Origin of the sequence: Coleofasciculus sp. F4-SAH-05, from assembly GCF_040222985.1 — a bacterium.
GTDB classification, from domain to species: Bacteria; Cyanobacteriota; Cyanobacteriia; order Cyanobacteriales; family Coleofasciculaceae; genus Coleofasciculus; species Coleofasciculus chthonoplastes.
In genome coordinates, this window is sequence record NZ_JAVKBY010000158.1 from 1 (window position 1) to 13564 (window position 13564).

Sequence of the window (13564 nt, forward strand, 5' to 3'; positions counted from 1 at the left end):
GCTACACAAACAAAGTCCGCCTACGCGGACTAAATTATCAAGGGAGTGGCTAACCCGAATTTAATATCAATTAATGATGCAGTGCGATCGCGCTAATTATCCGGTACTTTTTGATCCGCAAACCTCTGGCGGGTTATTGGCGACGATTCCGGCGGATCAAGCGGTAAAGTGTGAGCAGGTTCTGCAAGAATTAAGATATCAACAGAGTCGCATTATTGGTCAGGTAATGCCCGCTAGTTCAGGCGTTCCACCATTAAGATTCGTCTAGGCTGTATCTCAAGAAACGTGCAGTTTGCAGTCAGCGCTGTCTTCGCTTCTGGCACGCTTCGTGCCGACGACGAAACCAGCTTAAGTCGAATGCCACTGAAATAAGCATAGGGAATCGCCGAAACCTTTGATATATCGTAGGGTGGGCATTGCCCACCAGCATACCAGTCAGCAATATTCGTCCAGTCGAGTACAAGATTGCAATACTGGTGGCTATAACCTGAATTGTTAGTTCGCTGTATCCCCAGAATGTCCAAGCAGCAAGGTTTATCAGGAATCTGGAATTATTGTGCGATCGCGCTAATTATCCGGTACTTTTTGATCCGCAAACGTCTGGCGGGTTATTGGCGACGATTCAAGCGTGAACAGGCGGTAAAGTGTGAGCAGGTTCTGCAAGAATTAGGATATAAACAGAGTCGCATTATTGGTCAAGTAATGCCAGCTAGTTCTGGTGTTCCACCATTAAGATTCGTCTAGGCTGTATCTCAAGAAATGTAAAGCTTGCAGAATATTAGAATGAATGGTATTGAAATTTTGGCTGGTGGGCAATGCCCACCCTACGGTATACAGCAGTGCGATCGCGCTTGCCCTGAAAATTATATGTGGCGCTAACCATTAAGCTTATCTTTCAGCGATAGCCCGCACAGTCTCCACCGATAACGATAACGCTTCAGCAATTTGTTCTACAGTTAAACCCATTGCCAATAACTTGGGAATCGCATTTCGTTGTGCAAACTCCGCTTGTTCTCGTGCCCGTTTTTCTAACCTTCGCTGTTCAATAATTTCCACAAAAGAAGCAAATCGCTCCCCATCAGGATGGTATAGCTGTAAATTTCCTTGTTCCAATTCAAATCGAATGCCCAGACGGGGACTAATCCAACCCGACATTCTCGGAATTGGCTGTAATACTTCGTTATCCCGTTGCCATCCTTTGAGGATTCCAGGCTGAGGATTAAACAGGTAATATTCTTCGACACCATAACGCTCGTAAAAATAACGCTTGGTTTCCTCTAATTCTGTCTTCGTATTACTGTGAGAGGCAATCTCGAAAACCACTTGGGGCGGAATATTGTCTTCTTCCCACTGTTTATAGGAACGTCGATCACCCTTGGGACGTCCGATGACAACCATGACATCAGGCGCTTGTCTAATCCAGGGTTCGCCTTCCACTGGATACCAGAATAAATCTCCAGCAACGAAGACATTAGGATTCTCAAGAAACAGGGCATCAATTCCACCTTGAATGGTGACAATTAAGCGGAATTGGATTGTATTGTCTGCCAAGGGTTGACCGTCACTTTCGGGGTAGATGATTTTAGAGAAGGTAGAAAGGGGCATGATATCACAGGAACAAACATTTTTTGTCACTTTAGCATATCCCCAAAAGACGCTGGAGAAATCCATCGTGCGCTGTATTCCCAGACTGTACAAGCTACCCGGTTGATCAGCACTCAGGAGCAATTGTGCGATCGCGCCAAGTCTCAATATTTTTTTGGTAGCTAAGGCTACAGTTTTTCGGTTTTGTCAACTTAAACCCTGGAGATGGAAACTATGCCGTTAATATTTCTAAATATTTTTAGGTTGGCAGTGTAGAAAATTAGCGGATAGAATAACTGGAATATCCATCATTCAAGGTTAAATCAATGAAACTGCCCTTCGCGATCGCACTGCTGGCGTTGATTGGTGTGATGGTTTTTTTGATCTGGCGCGATTCTCAGAATAATGAAGGGATAGACCCCCATTTACTCAAAGCCGTAAAAGGGAACAAGGGTTTAGCCAAACGACTGCTGGCTCAGGCGCAAATGAAATATCCCGGAAAATCTGATCGGTGGTACGCGGAGAAAATTATTTATGATTTAGAGCGTGACGGTGCGGGTAGTGGGCGTCGTTCCAGCTATGGGGTTAATCGCCGAGAATTGCGGGAGAATATTTTCCTGGCTGGCTCGATGATATGGCTGGTGAACTCAGTTACCTCCTTGGTTGGTCGTTTGTTGAGATGAGTCATCTGTCATTTGTCAGTTGTCATTGGTAACGTTAGCTATTTCCGGCGTTCCACCCTTGAAATGATCAGCAACGGCTAGATTTGGGAGTCAGGAATTTGGTAATCGTGAAGAAGTCGGAGATCTGGTAGTAGTCTGAAAGCAACCATTACCCAATTTCTTACTACGGTTATGAGCAATCGCGAGAAACTACGCCAACTTCTACTCCAACTTGACGACAAGAGCTACAAAGCCTATAAGGATATTAAGGGACGCTATAACTTTTCGGATTTCACCTTAATTGTCGATCGCGTCCAAGGTGATCCCTTTGCCAGTCCTAGTCATGTTCGGGTGCAACTGTCTCAAACTGTGGCGGATTTTCCCAAAACCCTTTACCAAAGTCGTAGTCGAGAAATCGCCTTACGGGATTACCTGACACGCCAGTTTGATGTAGTGGCGCGAGAGTTTAGTTCCCATCGAGGAACCGGGAATAGTGGGCGGATTGCGATTATGTCTGTGGGACAATCGGTAATTGAGCGCACGGCGGCTTTTATCAATGATGAACTGGTAGAAGTGCGCTTTGTCGTCGGATTACCTGCACGGGGACGACGTATTTCTGGGCGTCAGGCGGCGGAAATGTTGTGTGAGGATATTCCAGAGATAGTAGATCAAGCGTTGAAATACGACTCTCTAGATGCGGTAGAGATTAAACAGCAGGTTGAAACCATCGAAGATGCAGACTGGCTGCGTAAACAGTTAGCTGAACGGGATTTAGTGGCATTTATTGCTGATGATGCCATTCTACCCCGACGCAGTGGCGTGGATGATCGCCCGTTAGAGGAAAATGCGTTACCCTTTCAATCCCCAGAAACCTTACGGGAAACCTTTAATTGTCCGAATCGGGGAGAGGTAAACGGGATGGGGATTCCAGCAGGAATTACCTTGATTGTCGGTGGTGGCTATCATGGCAAATCTACCGTCTTGCGATCGCTCGAGGTGGGGGTCTATAATCACATTCCCGAAGATGGGCGAGAATTGGTGGTGACTCAAGCCTCAGCCGTAAAAATTCGGGCAGAAGATGGGCGTAGTATTGCCAGTGTGGATATTTCGCCGTTTATTAACCAATTACCTCAAGGTCGGTCTACTCGTCAATTTTCCACCGCCAATGCGAGTGGGAGTACCTCTCAGGCGGCGAATATTATTGAAGCGTTGGAAGCCGATACCCAGTTATTACTCGTGGATGAGGATACGGCTGCGACAAACTTTATGATTCGCGATCATCGGATGCAACAGTTGATTGCCAAAGACAAGGAACCGATTACGCCATTTATCGATAAGATACGCCAACTCTACACCGATTATGGGGTATCCACAATTTTAGTCATGGGCGGTAGTGGTGATTACTTTGATGTCGCCGATACCGTCATCGCCATGGATAACTTCCAACCCTACGATGTTACCGAAAAAGCCCGTGCGATCGCGAAACAGTATCAAACAGAACGGATTCCCGAAGGCGGAAAAGAGTTTGGCGAGATTGCGCCACGTATTCCCTTACCCGAAAGCATTGATCCTAGTCGCGGTTCACGAGACGTTAAGCTGAAGGTGCGGGATGTGGATGAAGTTGTCTTTGGCAAAGAGGAAATCGATTTAGCCGCCGTTGAACAGATTGTGGAGAAAGGGCAATTACGGGCAATTGCTGAAGCGATTGTTTATGCCAAGCGACACTATATTAATGGGCGAACTACAGTTACCGAAGTGCTAAATCGGATGATGGCAGATATTGAGTCTCAGGGATTAGACTTGCTGGGGAATTTGCCAGAAGGAGACTTAGTTTTATTCCGGCGATTTGAGTTAGCAGCCGCCTTAAATCGATTGCGAACATTGCAGATAGGAGAGCATCATTAAATAAAGCCTTTGATCTAGATCTGACAAGTGAGGTATAACAAATATCTGACATCAGTTGCAATCGGCTTGGTGTAATCTGGGTTATGCATGCGGCATATTTTACCTCTCAAAACCTTGAGAAATGGTGTGTTACACTTAGCTCTCCTCACGATTGCGGATTGACACAGCTAAAATGATGGAATAGATTTTACGGTTAAATCGGGCGCACGTCGGTGGAGTAAAAGGGCGCACGTCGGTGCGCCCCTACGGTTCTAATCCATCACATTAGGTGTGCTACGCGGCGAAAAATTGGCTAACTGAGAATGGTGCAAGATGTGGGGTATAATCATCCCAGTCGTCAACTTGCTCCCGATTCTGCCCAACCATGGCTAAATTTAAAATTGTTAACAATTTTGATGGCAGCTTTGTGCTTGAACCAGACGCCCAAAACCATTTATTTAGCTTGTTGAAGGGTGAAGCATTCCGCCATCAAGTCGCGGGACAACTGCACTGCCAAGATTTGGAATTCACTGAGTTACTGTTTCAACCGGTTCCCTATAGTGAAGGGACTCCCAAAGGGATGCCACGGGAGTTTGAACAGTATCACGAATCTGAAGATTACGCCATTATAAATGTCCCTCCTAACTTCATGTTCAAAGCCAAAATCTTCAACCCCAGCCGCCTCTGCGCGATTTATCGAAAAATACCCTAATTATTGCTGATGAGTTCTGAAACGCCAATTCCTGCTCTGTGTGACCTAGAGTATATCCCCTATCTGGACGAGGAGGGTAATCTCCCGGAATCTTTATCCAGTAAAATCGGCGTCTATGCCATTTTTGACCAGGATAAAACTCTGCAACTGGTCAACTATTCTCGTGATATTTATGTCAGCTTAAAACAACACCTAGTCCGTCAGCCTCAATCCTGCTATTGGTTGAAAGTGGAAACCATTGAGCGCCCCAATCGCACTCGCTTGGAAACAATCCGCAAGGCTTGGATTGAAGAAAATGGAGAAATTCCGCCAGGGAATGGTCAAGATGAAGCGATTTGGAATCATCCAATTGATGCGAAAAAGGCGATGACAGATGAGGATAAAGCCACCTATAACAAGAGTGAAGAATTAGGAAAAATTAAGCTATTAAAGAAAATAGCACGGCGCGTTGAAGCGGAAATAGTCGAACAGTTAAATGCCCGTGGTGTGCAAGCTGAGATTCGTTTTAATCCTAAGTTAAAAGAGCAGGGATTACTGGATTTAAAATAATGACTCGCCCAGAAACCGGGTTTCTTTCTTTATCTAGAGTAACTCGCCCAGAAACCGGGTTTCTTCCTTAGATATCTATGGCATTTATGGTATTGCTTCAGAAACCCGGTTTCTCAATTTAAGAGCAATTTATAAGCTATAGACTATGCCTTATCGAAAAACCCAATTCAAGTCGGGATGTTATTACCATCTTTACAATCGGGGAAATAATCGCCACAATATTTTCTTTGAACGCGAAAATTACCTCTATTTTCTGCGCCAAATCCGTCGATTCCTAATTCCCCAGACTCTAGATGTTATCGCTTATTGCCTGATGCCCAACCATTACCACCTGGTTGTGTACCTAAAATCTAGTAGCCTCTCTGACGCCATGCAAGCATTTTCACTCTCCTACACAAAAGCTATCAATAAGCGCTATCACAGAACAGGATCTCTCTTTCAAGGGCGCTTCCAATCCGTTGTCGTCGCTCAAGAAAACTATCTTTTGCAACTGGTTTACTATGTGCATCAGAATCCGGTCAAGGCTGGCTTCGTTAACCATCCAAGAGATTGGGAATTCTCCAGTTATCAAGACTACGCGAGATTACGACAGGGTACATTGCCAAAAATAAATGTCCTCAGACAGCTATTTTACTCCAATGACGAATATCAAGCCCAAGAACCTACGATGGCGATGATACAGCATTTAATTTTTGATGAATAGAAACAAGACATCGGTCAAGAAACCGGGTTTCTTTGAGTGAAAGGTTGATATGACGTTGTCATCGTCACGAGAAACCCAGTTTCTAGGAATACTTAGGTATTTCGGGGATGCCTTCAAAAAAAACCGATTTCTCAGAGTTGCTTAAGATATCATAATTCATATTCATCATTCATAAACAGCTTGCCTAAATCGCTCATGATGCCAACGCTGCTCAATAATCGCTATCGCATCCTCCAGACGCTGGGGGCAGGTGGGTTTGGGAATACCTTTCTCGCTGAAGATACTTACATGCCGTCGGGACGTAAGTGCGTGATTAAGCAGCTTAAACCCATGACTCATGATCCCCAAACCTATCAGCAAGTAAAAGAGCGATTTCAGCGGGAAGCGGCGGTTTTAGAGGAGTTAGGTGAAAATAATCACCAAATTCCCCGATTATTTGCTTATTTTTCCGAATCTGGACAATTTTACTTGGTTCAGGAATGGATTGAAGGGGATACCCTGACTCAAATTGTAGAACGGGAAGGTCGGCTGAATGATGGTCAAGTCAAGGCAATTTTGTTGAGTCTGTTGCCTGTACTGGATTACGTCCACAGTTGTCACATTGTTCACCGGGATCTTAAACCGGATAATGTGATTGTCAGGCGGCGAGACGGATTACCTGTGCTGATTGACTTTGGTGCCGTGAAAGAAGCGATTAAAACGGTTGTCCATTCCCAAGCTAACGCCACCCCATCGATAGTCATTGGCACACCGGGGTTTATGGCAGCCGAACAAGCGGCAGGACGCCCTCGCTATGCTAGTGATCTGTATAGTTTGGGCTTAATTGCTGTATTTTTGCTCACGGGTAAATTACCGCAAACCCTAGAAACCGATACCCGCACTGGCGAAATTTTATGGCGTCGGGATGCGCCGAATTGTCACTCCCATTTAGCTACGGTGATTGATCAGGCGATTCGCTTTCACCCGCGCGATCGCTTTGCGGATGCCAAGGAAATGCTGGACGCTTTAAACGCCCATCCGACAACAATCGCGACAGCTACACTATCCCTTTCTAATTCTGGCGAACCTGTCCCTTCTACCCGTAAGCCAGCCGTAGCCGTTCCGCCAACCGTTCCCATCCGCAGAAAACCCCTACAAGTAGAGGAGGAACAACCCTCTCGGCGCTTCGGCGGTTTAATTGCTGGCGGCTTACTCCTGAGTGCTGTGGCGATTGGCTGGGGTTTAAACCGTGTATTAGAACCATCCAATCGCATACCATCACCGCCAGAGTCAGTATCCGCCTCCTCTGAAAACACGCCTCTACCCTCACCGACAGCGACAACCCCACCCTTATCTCTGCCAACGCCTTCGCCAAAACTGGTGAATCCAAAATCGCCAACACCCCTGCCCCCACCTGATCCCACATTCCGTATCCAAGAATCTCCAGAACTCCTCCCTTCTCCCGATCCCCCCACGCCGTTTGCCTCTGAACCCTTAGTTTTACCCTCCCCCTCTGCTTCCCCGTCTCCTGTCGCTTCCCCAGCCCCCACACTCTCACCCTCGCCCTCACCCTCACCTACACCCTCACCTGCGCCCGAAAACCACACCCCTAAACCGCTTCTATCGAATAAAATTCCTGGATTTACGCCAGGAACCCCACGAAAAGTGGTGGAAGCCGCCTTAGGTACACCCACCCAGCAAACCAAAGGGTTGTGGCATAATACCCAGGCATTGACCTATGAAGACTTTATTCGCGATCGCGTTAGTCTCGGTTATCTGTTTGACCACGATACTAAGCGTTTGCGCCAAACCGAGGTGGCATTTTCCCAATCTGTAGGATTAGAAACGATGGCAGATACCTTAGATAAAATGCTCAGTCGCAATCTCTCACCAGACATTCGCCAGGGATTAACTCAGGTTTATCAGCGTCAATCCAATCGCTACCGTTTCACCAGCAACAATGGTTCTCCCTTGAAAGGAGTGATTGAACGCAATGAACGCGATCGCATTTATATTGGCGTGTGGGAAGCTGATTTACATTAAGTGTCATTTGTCATTTGTCATTTGTCATTTGTCATTTGTCATTTGTCATTTGTCATTTGTCATTTGTCATTTGTCATTTGTCATTTGTCATTCGTTCAATATTAGTAATGGGCGGGTTTAGTCACATCAGGGCGGGAAAAAAATGATAATAGTGAAACCCGCCCCTACTTCCCTTAACAATTCAAAATTCAAAATTCAAAATTCAACACTCAATCAGCCAATATTTTGCTCCAACTTTGGGCACCAATAATACCATCAGCCGTGATCCCTTGTTGTTGTTGGAATCGTTTAACGGCGGCGGCTGTCCCTGAACCATATATTCCGTCAGGTGTCGCCCCAATACGACGTTGTAGATATTTCACCACAGCCCCTGTAGCATGATTTTCCCGCAAAACTGGCATGGCTAAGATTTGATTGATGATTTGCCAGGTTTTAGCATCAGCAGTACCTGTGGGTGTAACCCCAACGATCGCCTGAAAGGTTTTGAGTGCTGCTGTAGTATCCGCTTCGTTGGAACCATCTTCTTTTAATGGTGTACCTTTGGGACTTCTGATTTTTAGCCGATTTAAGGCTTTTTGAACGTCAACAATTGGATTTTGGGAAAGGGGAATCGTCGGTGATGCGGTTTGTCCAGTTAATCCTTTGACAATTGCATTTGCCAAAGCTTCGGCATCGTAGCGATCCATGTCCTCTTGATTATCGCAGAAACAGCACTCAACTAGAATCGCTGGCATTGCTGTATTTCGGAGAACGTACAAATGGGAACCATCTTTAATCCCGCGATTGAAGTAGCCTAACTCAACAATATTATCTAATACAGGTTTAGCCATATCCTTCCCTGTATTGCTGATGGCAAAGACTTCTGCGCCTTTAGCTTTGCCGTTAAAGGCATTAAAATGGATGGATATAAATTGATCGACACGATTGTTATTCGCTGTATTGCACCGTTGTTGCAGGGAGTTGCTCACACTCCAAGCGCGACTAGGTGTACAGTCTACGACTTGATGACCCAGGGATTTAAGTTTCGAGATCACTCTCGTCCCCACCGCCTTAGTCATATCATCTTCTTTTCTGATATTACTAGCACCAGTATCTGGAGGGCAGTTATGTCCGATATCAATTCCGTATTTCATTGTTGACTCCCAATTGGTGATGAGATGTTAGTTCACTTAACTCGAATGTCGCTGACTTAAACTGGGTTCGTAGTAGGCACTTTAGTGCCAGAAGCGCTAAAGCGCTTACTACAAACTCTAAAGTCAGTGCCATTCCACTTAACTCTGATGATGACCGATGACTGAACCGATGCACTAGGGGTTGACATCCCTACCACCCTTTTGTTCCGTTTATGAAATCGGCAATAGTGGTTCAGAACATCTGTTTGCATCTCCCCAATTCCGATAATCCGATCCGGAGAAAATTCTGGAAACGTACTATTCTAGAGAAATTTAAGGAATTCTAGGATAGCAGGAATGGATGAGTTTATGGCAGCCGCGATCGCTCAAGCCAAGCAGGGACTCCGGGAAGGTGGAATTCCTATTGGTTCGGTGTTAGTCAAAGAGGGTCAGATTATTGGTCAGGGATATAATAAGCGGGTTCAAGATAATGATCCTGTGACCCACGCCGAGATTGATTGCCTGCGTCATGCGGGCAGAATCGGCAACTACAATGACACAATCCTTTACTCTACGTTAATGCCCTGTTACCTCTGCGCCGGGGCTGTGGTGCAATTTGGGATTAAAAAAGTGATTGCTGGCGAGTCTCAAACCTTTGCTGGTGCTAGGGAATTTATGGAATCCCATGGCGTCGAGGTTGTGGATTTGAATCTAGAGGAGTGCCGGCAGATGATGAGCGACTTTATTCAACAGCATCCCAAACTCTGGAATGAAGATATCGGCGTTTAGCCGAAGAGATGGGGAAGATGGGGGAGATGGGGGAGATGGGGAAGAGTTTTGAAAGTTGTAGGGGCGGGTTTCACAACTATCTTTTCGGTTACACCCAGATGTAACTAAACCCGCCCCGACTTGACAAATGACCAATGACCAATGACCAATGACAAATGACCAATAACCAATGACCAATGACCAATGACCAATGACCAATGACCAATAACCAATGACCAATGACCAATAACCAATGACCAATGACCAATAACCAATGACCAATGACCAATAACCAATGACCAATGACCAATGACCAATGACCAATGACCAATGACCAATGACCAATGACCAATGACCAATGACCAATGACAAGTTAATAAAAGTTCATCAGAACTTCACTGGGTTTTTCTAGGACTTTATCTGGACTTGATGGATCATTCGCTAATCTGGTAAACAAGCTAAGGCAAGTCGATTCACACCCAAGCAATCTCTCCTGCCAACTGGCTTAATCAGCATCGGCAATTTGCAATTTGGTGAAATTTGAGAAAGACGCCTTGTTTCGCACAACTGATACTGGAAATTGTCACTAGGACTTATTAATCATGACTGGCTCTCCTTTAAAAAAATTTCTCTTTACGCCGATAATTCTTTCAACCGCCATCTTCTCAGCTTTGACTTTACCTCTAGCGTTCTTCGGAGATCAAGAGGTCACAATCCAACTGCAAGAAGAGCCTGTACATCATGGAAAAGTCCGGGATATGGCGATGCCTTACTTAGGATTGGTAAGTGTTTTAGGTTTAGGTACAGGAATCGCGACAATCGCTGTAACCGGGTGGCGACAATCGTCCAAGAAATCTGCCCAAGCTGAAGAACAGCTTTCGGATTTAGAGCTGCATCTTCAAGAAAAGGAACAACTTTTAGAAGAATTGAAACAGTCTAAATCTCGACTCGCAGCGGCTGGACTCAATAATTTTTTAGAGAAAGAAGGCGAACAAGAATCAGGTCTGCTTTCTGAGAACGAAGATCAACCCCTGGTTGAAGAAACCATTAAACCAGAACCGGAAATTGTTCCACCTTCTGAAAATGAAGCTCAACCTCTAGTCGAAGAAACTGTTAAACCGCAACCTGCACTAACACCTACTGTGGTGACATCTGAGGAACAGCCGATAAGTGTTCCCTTCACCATCACCACACAACCCTTCTATACCCAACCGACTACCACTCATCCCGTTAGCAGCCAAACAGCGTCAGCGAAATTTGCCTCGGCTCAAAGCTTCCTGGGTTATCAACCAAAAACATCGGTTCCCTCTGCATCAACTGTTACCCCAGTTGGTGCCTCTGACGTTGAACAACTTCAGGTTCAACTCCAAAACATAATGTCTCAGATGATTGTCATGCAAGCCGAACTACAGGCGGCTCAAAAAGCGTCTCAGTCTCAGGGACATGCAACCGAACCGCGCCATTCAACATCACTCAAGGTGATTCAGTCTTGGTCTCAACACCCTCAGGCAGTAATTTAATAGTCCATACCCCCCCTTTTTTTAGCTATACGTCCGATCCTCTCTGGTTGAATACTGACACTTGGATGGAGACAAGGCAGATGGCAGAAGGCTTCAGGGTATAAAGGAAAGAGAAGGGTTGCAAGGTAGAAGGAAATAATGACGGTTTCGGTGAATATGATTTCAGACAAAAAACTACACTTCGGGATAAAAAATTAGCGTCAATTTTTCCTTTTATCCACTTTTGTTTGGTTAGGGATCTGCTTGAGATGGGGAAGTCCGCGTTATACTCACAGAGTTAGCCTGGGCAGGATTTCACAAACCATGTCTACCGGATCTTACGAGAAAAGTAATTGGGCTTGGCAGTTTCAGCAGTGGCAAAAACAAGTAGGGGAATGGTGGGAACTGCAACTGTCCCGATTTTCTCCGGATTTCCCGGATAGTCCCGATTGGTCTTTACCCGCTTGGTTAAGTTCGCCTGTTTTGTTCTTTATTGCCAGGGCAATCTTTTGGGTACTGATTGCTTTCCTGGTATGCTGGATTGTTCTACAACTCATGGGACGGTTTTATCCTTATCTTTATTCGTGGAGAAACCAACTGGATCAGCACTCTGAGAAACTCACAAACACGCCAGATAGAACCTTATCCGTTGCTGATTGGTTGACGCGATCGCAAAACGCCCAAAAGCAAGGTAACTACCGTGAGGCTTGCCTGTGCCTTTATCGAGCCATGTTACAACAGTTGCATGATAGTGGACAAGTTCCCCAGCAACCCAGTCGCACGGATGGGGAATATCTGCATTTAGTCCAACAGTTCCCTCACAAGAGAGCCTATCAACGCTTGCTAATGACCCATCAACAGCTTTGTTTCAGTCAGACTCCAGCCTCGCGATCGCTGTTTGAGGAGTGTCAACAAGCATATCAACAAATTAATCAAGGGTGATGAGAGTATCTAAACGACGGTTAGGGGTATTGAGTGCGATCGCGATCGCGGTTCTGATCCTGATTACCCTAGTCGCTGCGCCAGCGAACAATAAACTTAATAGTGGTTCAACCTATAGCCGCGCCCCCGATGGCTACGGCGCTTGGTATACATTTATGGCAGAACGGGGAACTCCCATCCAGCGCTGGCAAAAACCTTTGAGTGAATTCGAGGATCGCCAGGATGTCACCTTGTTGCGCGTTCACAGCCGTTTAGTTCCAAATCAATTAGATACTCTAGAGAGAGACTGGGTTAAAAAGGGCAATACCCTAATTATCGTCGGTGTTCACCAACCCGTAACCGAAGTAGCATTTAGCACCCTACAGGATAGTCCAGTTGGCAACGTGAAGATTGACACCAGGCGGCGACATAAGTCCAGCAACAACGCTATTTTCAGCGATGACTTTGGCACGATTATATGGCAACAAAAACGCGGAAAAGGACAGGTTGTTTTCGTCACCACTCCCCATTTAGCTGCCAATGCTTATCAAGATTTTCCAGCCAATTATGAACTCTTAGCTAAACTGGCAACTCAGGAAAACCTAGGCGATAAAATTAGAAATGAAACGATTAACTCATCTGCCAACACCAATCAAATATGGGTCGATGAATACATCCATGGTTACAAAGACAAAGAAGAAATCGAGCGGGAAGTTGGTGAAAATGTGATCAGTTATTTAATCAAAACGCCCTTATTTACTCTGCTGATCCAAGGCATTGTTATCTTACTCGTGGCGATTTGGGCGGCTAACCGTCGTTTGGGACAACCCGTCACCCTATCCGCCCCAGTGGTTAATAATAGTGAAGCGTACATCCGGGCGTTAGCGGCTGTCTTACTCAAAGCAGGGAGTCATGACTTTGTTGTGGATAGGGTTGGCAAAGCAGAACAGCAACAACTCCAGAAAGACTTAGGATTAGGAGAGACTCCCCTCAACCATCAATCCTTTATAGCGGCTTGGGCGCGACAGACAGGGCGTCCAGCCAAAGACTTAGAACAACTGTTGCAAGTCTCTAACAAACGCCGCTTGAGCGAATCCGACTTGCTAAACTGGTTGAGAAAATGGTCACAATTATAAAAAAGTTTGGAC

The 13564-nt window shown here is 45.7% G+C and carries 15 protein-coding genes; 12 read left to right on the forward strand and 3 right to left on the reverse strand.

Going from position 1 to position 13564, the window contains the following annotated elements; translation table 11 throughout:
- The first annotated feature begins 73 nt into the window (after positions 1-73).
- Positions 74-268 carry a hypothetical protein gene (locus RIG27_RS19315; RefSeq protein WP_446347819.1) on the forward strand — a complete coding sequence of 65 codons (195 nt, stop codon included), beginning with the start codon at positions 74-76 and terminating at the stop codon, positions 266-268.
- A gap of 248 nt (positions 269-516) precedes the next feature.
- Positions 517-744: a hypothetical protein gene (locus RIG27_RS19320; protein ID WP_446347821.1), complete on the forward strand. Its 228-nt coding sequence runs from the start codon at positions 517-519 to the stop codon at positions 742-744.
- Between the two features lie 144 nt (positions 745-888).
- Here the strand turns inward: RIG27_RS19320 and RIG27_RS19325 are convergent, their stop codons facing one another.
- Positions 889-1605 carry a Uma2 family endonuclease gene (locus RIG27_RS19325; RefSeq protein ID WP_446347862.1) on the reverse strand — a complete coding sequence of 239 codons (717 nt, stop codon included), beginning with the start codon at positions 1603-1605 and terminating at the stop codon, positions 889-891.
- A 305-nt stretch (positions 1606-1910) separates the two neighbouring features.
- Between RIG27_RS19325 and RIG27_RS19330 the strand changes: the two genes are divergently transcribed.
- The 6 genes from RIG27_RS19330 (at position 1911) to RIG27_RS19355 (ending at position 8116) form a co-directional block, all read left to right on the forward strand.
- Positions 1911-2267 carry a hypothetical protein gene (locus RIG27_RS19330; RefSeq protein WP_446347823.1) on the forward strand — a complete coding sequence of 119 codons (357 nt, stop codon included), beginning with the start codon at positions 1911-1913 and terminating at the stop codon, positions 2265-2267.
- Between the two features lie 171 nt (positions 2268-2438).
- Positions 2439-4151 (forward strand): ABC-ATPase domain-containing protein, encoded by a 1713-nt coding sequence (locus tag RIG27_RS19335; protein WP_446347825.1) that lies wholly within the window; start codon positions 2439-2441, stop codon positions 4149-4151.
- 364 nt (positions 4152-4515) lie between these two features.
- The gene (locus RIG27_RS19340) at positions 4516-4842 is read left to right on the forward strand and encodes a hypothetical protein (protein ID WP_446347827.1); all 327 of its coding nucleotides are present in this window, start codon (positions 4516-4518) and stop codon (positions 4840-4842) included.
- Between the two features lie 9 nt (positions 4843-4851).
- Positions 4852-5391, forward strand: a complete 540-nt coding sequence (locus RIG27_RS19345) for a GIY-YIG nuclease family protein (RefSeq protein WP_446347829.1) — start codon at positions 4852-4854, stop codon at positions 5389-5391.
- A gap of 145 nt (positions 5392-5536) precedes the next feature.
- Positions 5537-6094: an REP-associated tyrosine transposase gene (locus RIG27_RS19350; RefSeq protein WP_446347831.1), complete on the forward strand. Its 558-nt coding sequence runs from the start codon at positions 5537-5539 to the stop codon at positions 6092-6094.
- Positions 6095-6289: 195 nt separating this feature from the next.
- A complete protein-coding gene (locus tag RIG27_RS19355; protein ID WP_446347833.1) occupies positions 6290-8116 on the forward strand; it encodes a protein kinase domain-containing protein in 1827 nt (608 codons plus the stop codon).
- Between the two features lie 209 nt (positions 8117-8325).
- Here the strand turns inward: RIG27_RS19355 and RIG27_RS19360 are convergent, their stop codons facing one another.
- Entirely contained in the window at positions 8326-9249 is a 924-nt protein-coding gene (locus tag RIG27_RS19360) for an N-acetylmuramoyl-L-alanine amidase (protein WP_446347835.1), read from the reverse strand.
- Between the two features lie 336 nt (positions 9250-9585).
- Between RIG27_RS19360 and RIG27_RS19365 the strand changes: the two genes are divergently transcribed.
- Positions 9586-10017 carry a nucleoside deaminase gene (locus RIG27_RS19365; RefSeq protein ID WP_446347837.1) on the forward strand — a complete coding sequence of 144 codons (432 nt, stop codon included), beginning with the start codon at positions 9586-9588 and terminating at the stop codon, positions 10015-10017.
- Between the two features lie 104 nt (positions 10018-10121).
- Here the strand turns inward: RIG27_RS19365 and RIG27_RS19370 are convergent, their stop codons facing one another.
- Complete coding sequence (locus RIG27_RS19370) at positions 10122-10355, reverse strand: hypothetical protein (RefSeq protein ID WP_446347839.1); 234 nt, start codon at positions 10353-10355, stop codon at positions 10122-10124.
- A gap of 243 nt (positions 10356-10598) precedes the next feature.
- Between RIG27_RS19370 and RIG27_RS19375 the strand changes: the two genes are divergently transcribed.
- The 3 genes from RIG27_RS19375 to RIG27_RS19385 all read left to right on the forward strand — a co-directional run bounded on the left by RIG27_RS19375 (position 10599) and on the right by RIG27_RS19385 (position 13552).
- On the forward strand, positions 10599-11516 hold the full coding sequence (locus tag RIG27_RS19375) for a hypothetical protein (RefSeq protein ID WP_446340578.1): 918 nt from the start codon (positions 10599-10601) through the stop codon (positions 11514-11516).
- Positions 11517-11819: 303 nt separating this feature from the next.
- A complete protein-coding gene (locus RIG27_RS19380; RefSeq protein ID WP_446347841.1) occupies positions 11820-12437 on the forward strand; it encodes a DUF4129 domain-containing protein in 618 nt (205 codons plus the stop codon).
- The gene (locus RIG27_RS19385) at positions 12437-13552 is read left to right on the forward strand and encodes a DUF4350 domain-containing protein (RefSeq protein WP_446347843.1); all 1116 of its coding nucleotides are present in this window, start codon (positions 12437-12439) and stop codon (positions 13550-13552) included. The genes RIG27_RS19380 and RIG27_RS19385 overlap by 1 nt, the downstream gene beginning before the upstream one ends.
- Positions 13553-13564: the final 12 nt, after the last annotated feature.

Bases quoted from the DNA above. Each gene is read 5' to 3' on its own strand.
- RIG27_RS19360 (WP_446347835.1), bottom strand. From the start codon at position 9,249: ATGAAATACGGAATTGATATCGGACATAACTGCCCTCCAGATACTGGT.
- RIG27_RS19325 (WP_446347862.1), bottom strand. From the start codon at position 1,605: ATGCCCCTTTCTACCTTCTCTAAAATCATCTACCCCGAAAGTGACGGT.
- RIG27_RS19340 (WP_446347827.1), top strand. From the start codon at position 4,516: ATGGCTAAATTTAAAATTGTTAACAATTTTGATGGCAGCTTTGTGCTT.
- RIG27_RS19350 (WP_446347831.1), top strand. From the start codon at position 5,537: ATGCCTTATCGAAAAACCCAATTCAAGTCGGGATGTTATTACCATCTT.
- RIG27_RS19315 (WP_446347819.1), top strand. From the start codon at position 74: ATGATGCAGTGCGATCGCGCTAATTATCCGGTACTTTTTGATCCGCAA.
- RIG27_RS19320 (WP_446347821.1), top strand. From the start codon at position 517: ATGTCCAAGCAGCAAGGTTTATCAGGAATCTGGAATTATTGTGCGATC.
- RIG27_RS19380 (WP_446347841.1), top strand. From the start codon at position 11,820: ATGTCTACCGGATCTTACGAGAAAAGTAATTGGGCTTGGCAGTTTCAG.
- RIG27_RS19385 (WP_446347843.1), top strand. From the start codon at position 12,437: ATGAGAGTATCTAAACGACGGTTAGGGGTATTGAGTGCGATCGCGATC.
- RIG27_RS19375 (WP_446340578.1), top strand. From the start codon at position 10,599: ATGACTGGCTCTCCTTTAAAAAAATTTCTCTTTACGCCGATAATTCTT.
- RIG27_RS19345 (WP_446347829.1), top strand. From the start codon at position 4,852: ATGAGTTCTGAAACGCCAATTCCTGCTCTGTGTGACCTAGAGTATATC.
- RIG27_RS19330 (WP_446347823.1), top strand. From the start codon at position 1,911: ATGAAACTGCCCTTCGCGATCGCACTGCTGGCGTTGATTGGTGTGATG.
- RIG27_RS19365 (WP_446347837.1), top strand. From the start codon at position 9,586: ATGGATGAGTTTATGGCAGCCGCGATCGCTCAAGCCAAGCAGGGACTC.
- RIG27_RS19355 (WP_446347833.1), top strand. From the start codon at position 6,290: ATGATGCCAACGCTGCTCAATAATCGCTATCGCATCCTCCAGACGCTG.
- RIG27_RS19335 (WP_446347825.1), top strand. From the start codon at position 2,439: ATGAGCAATCGCGAGAAACTACGCCAACTTCTACTCCAACTTGACGAC.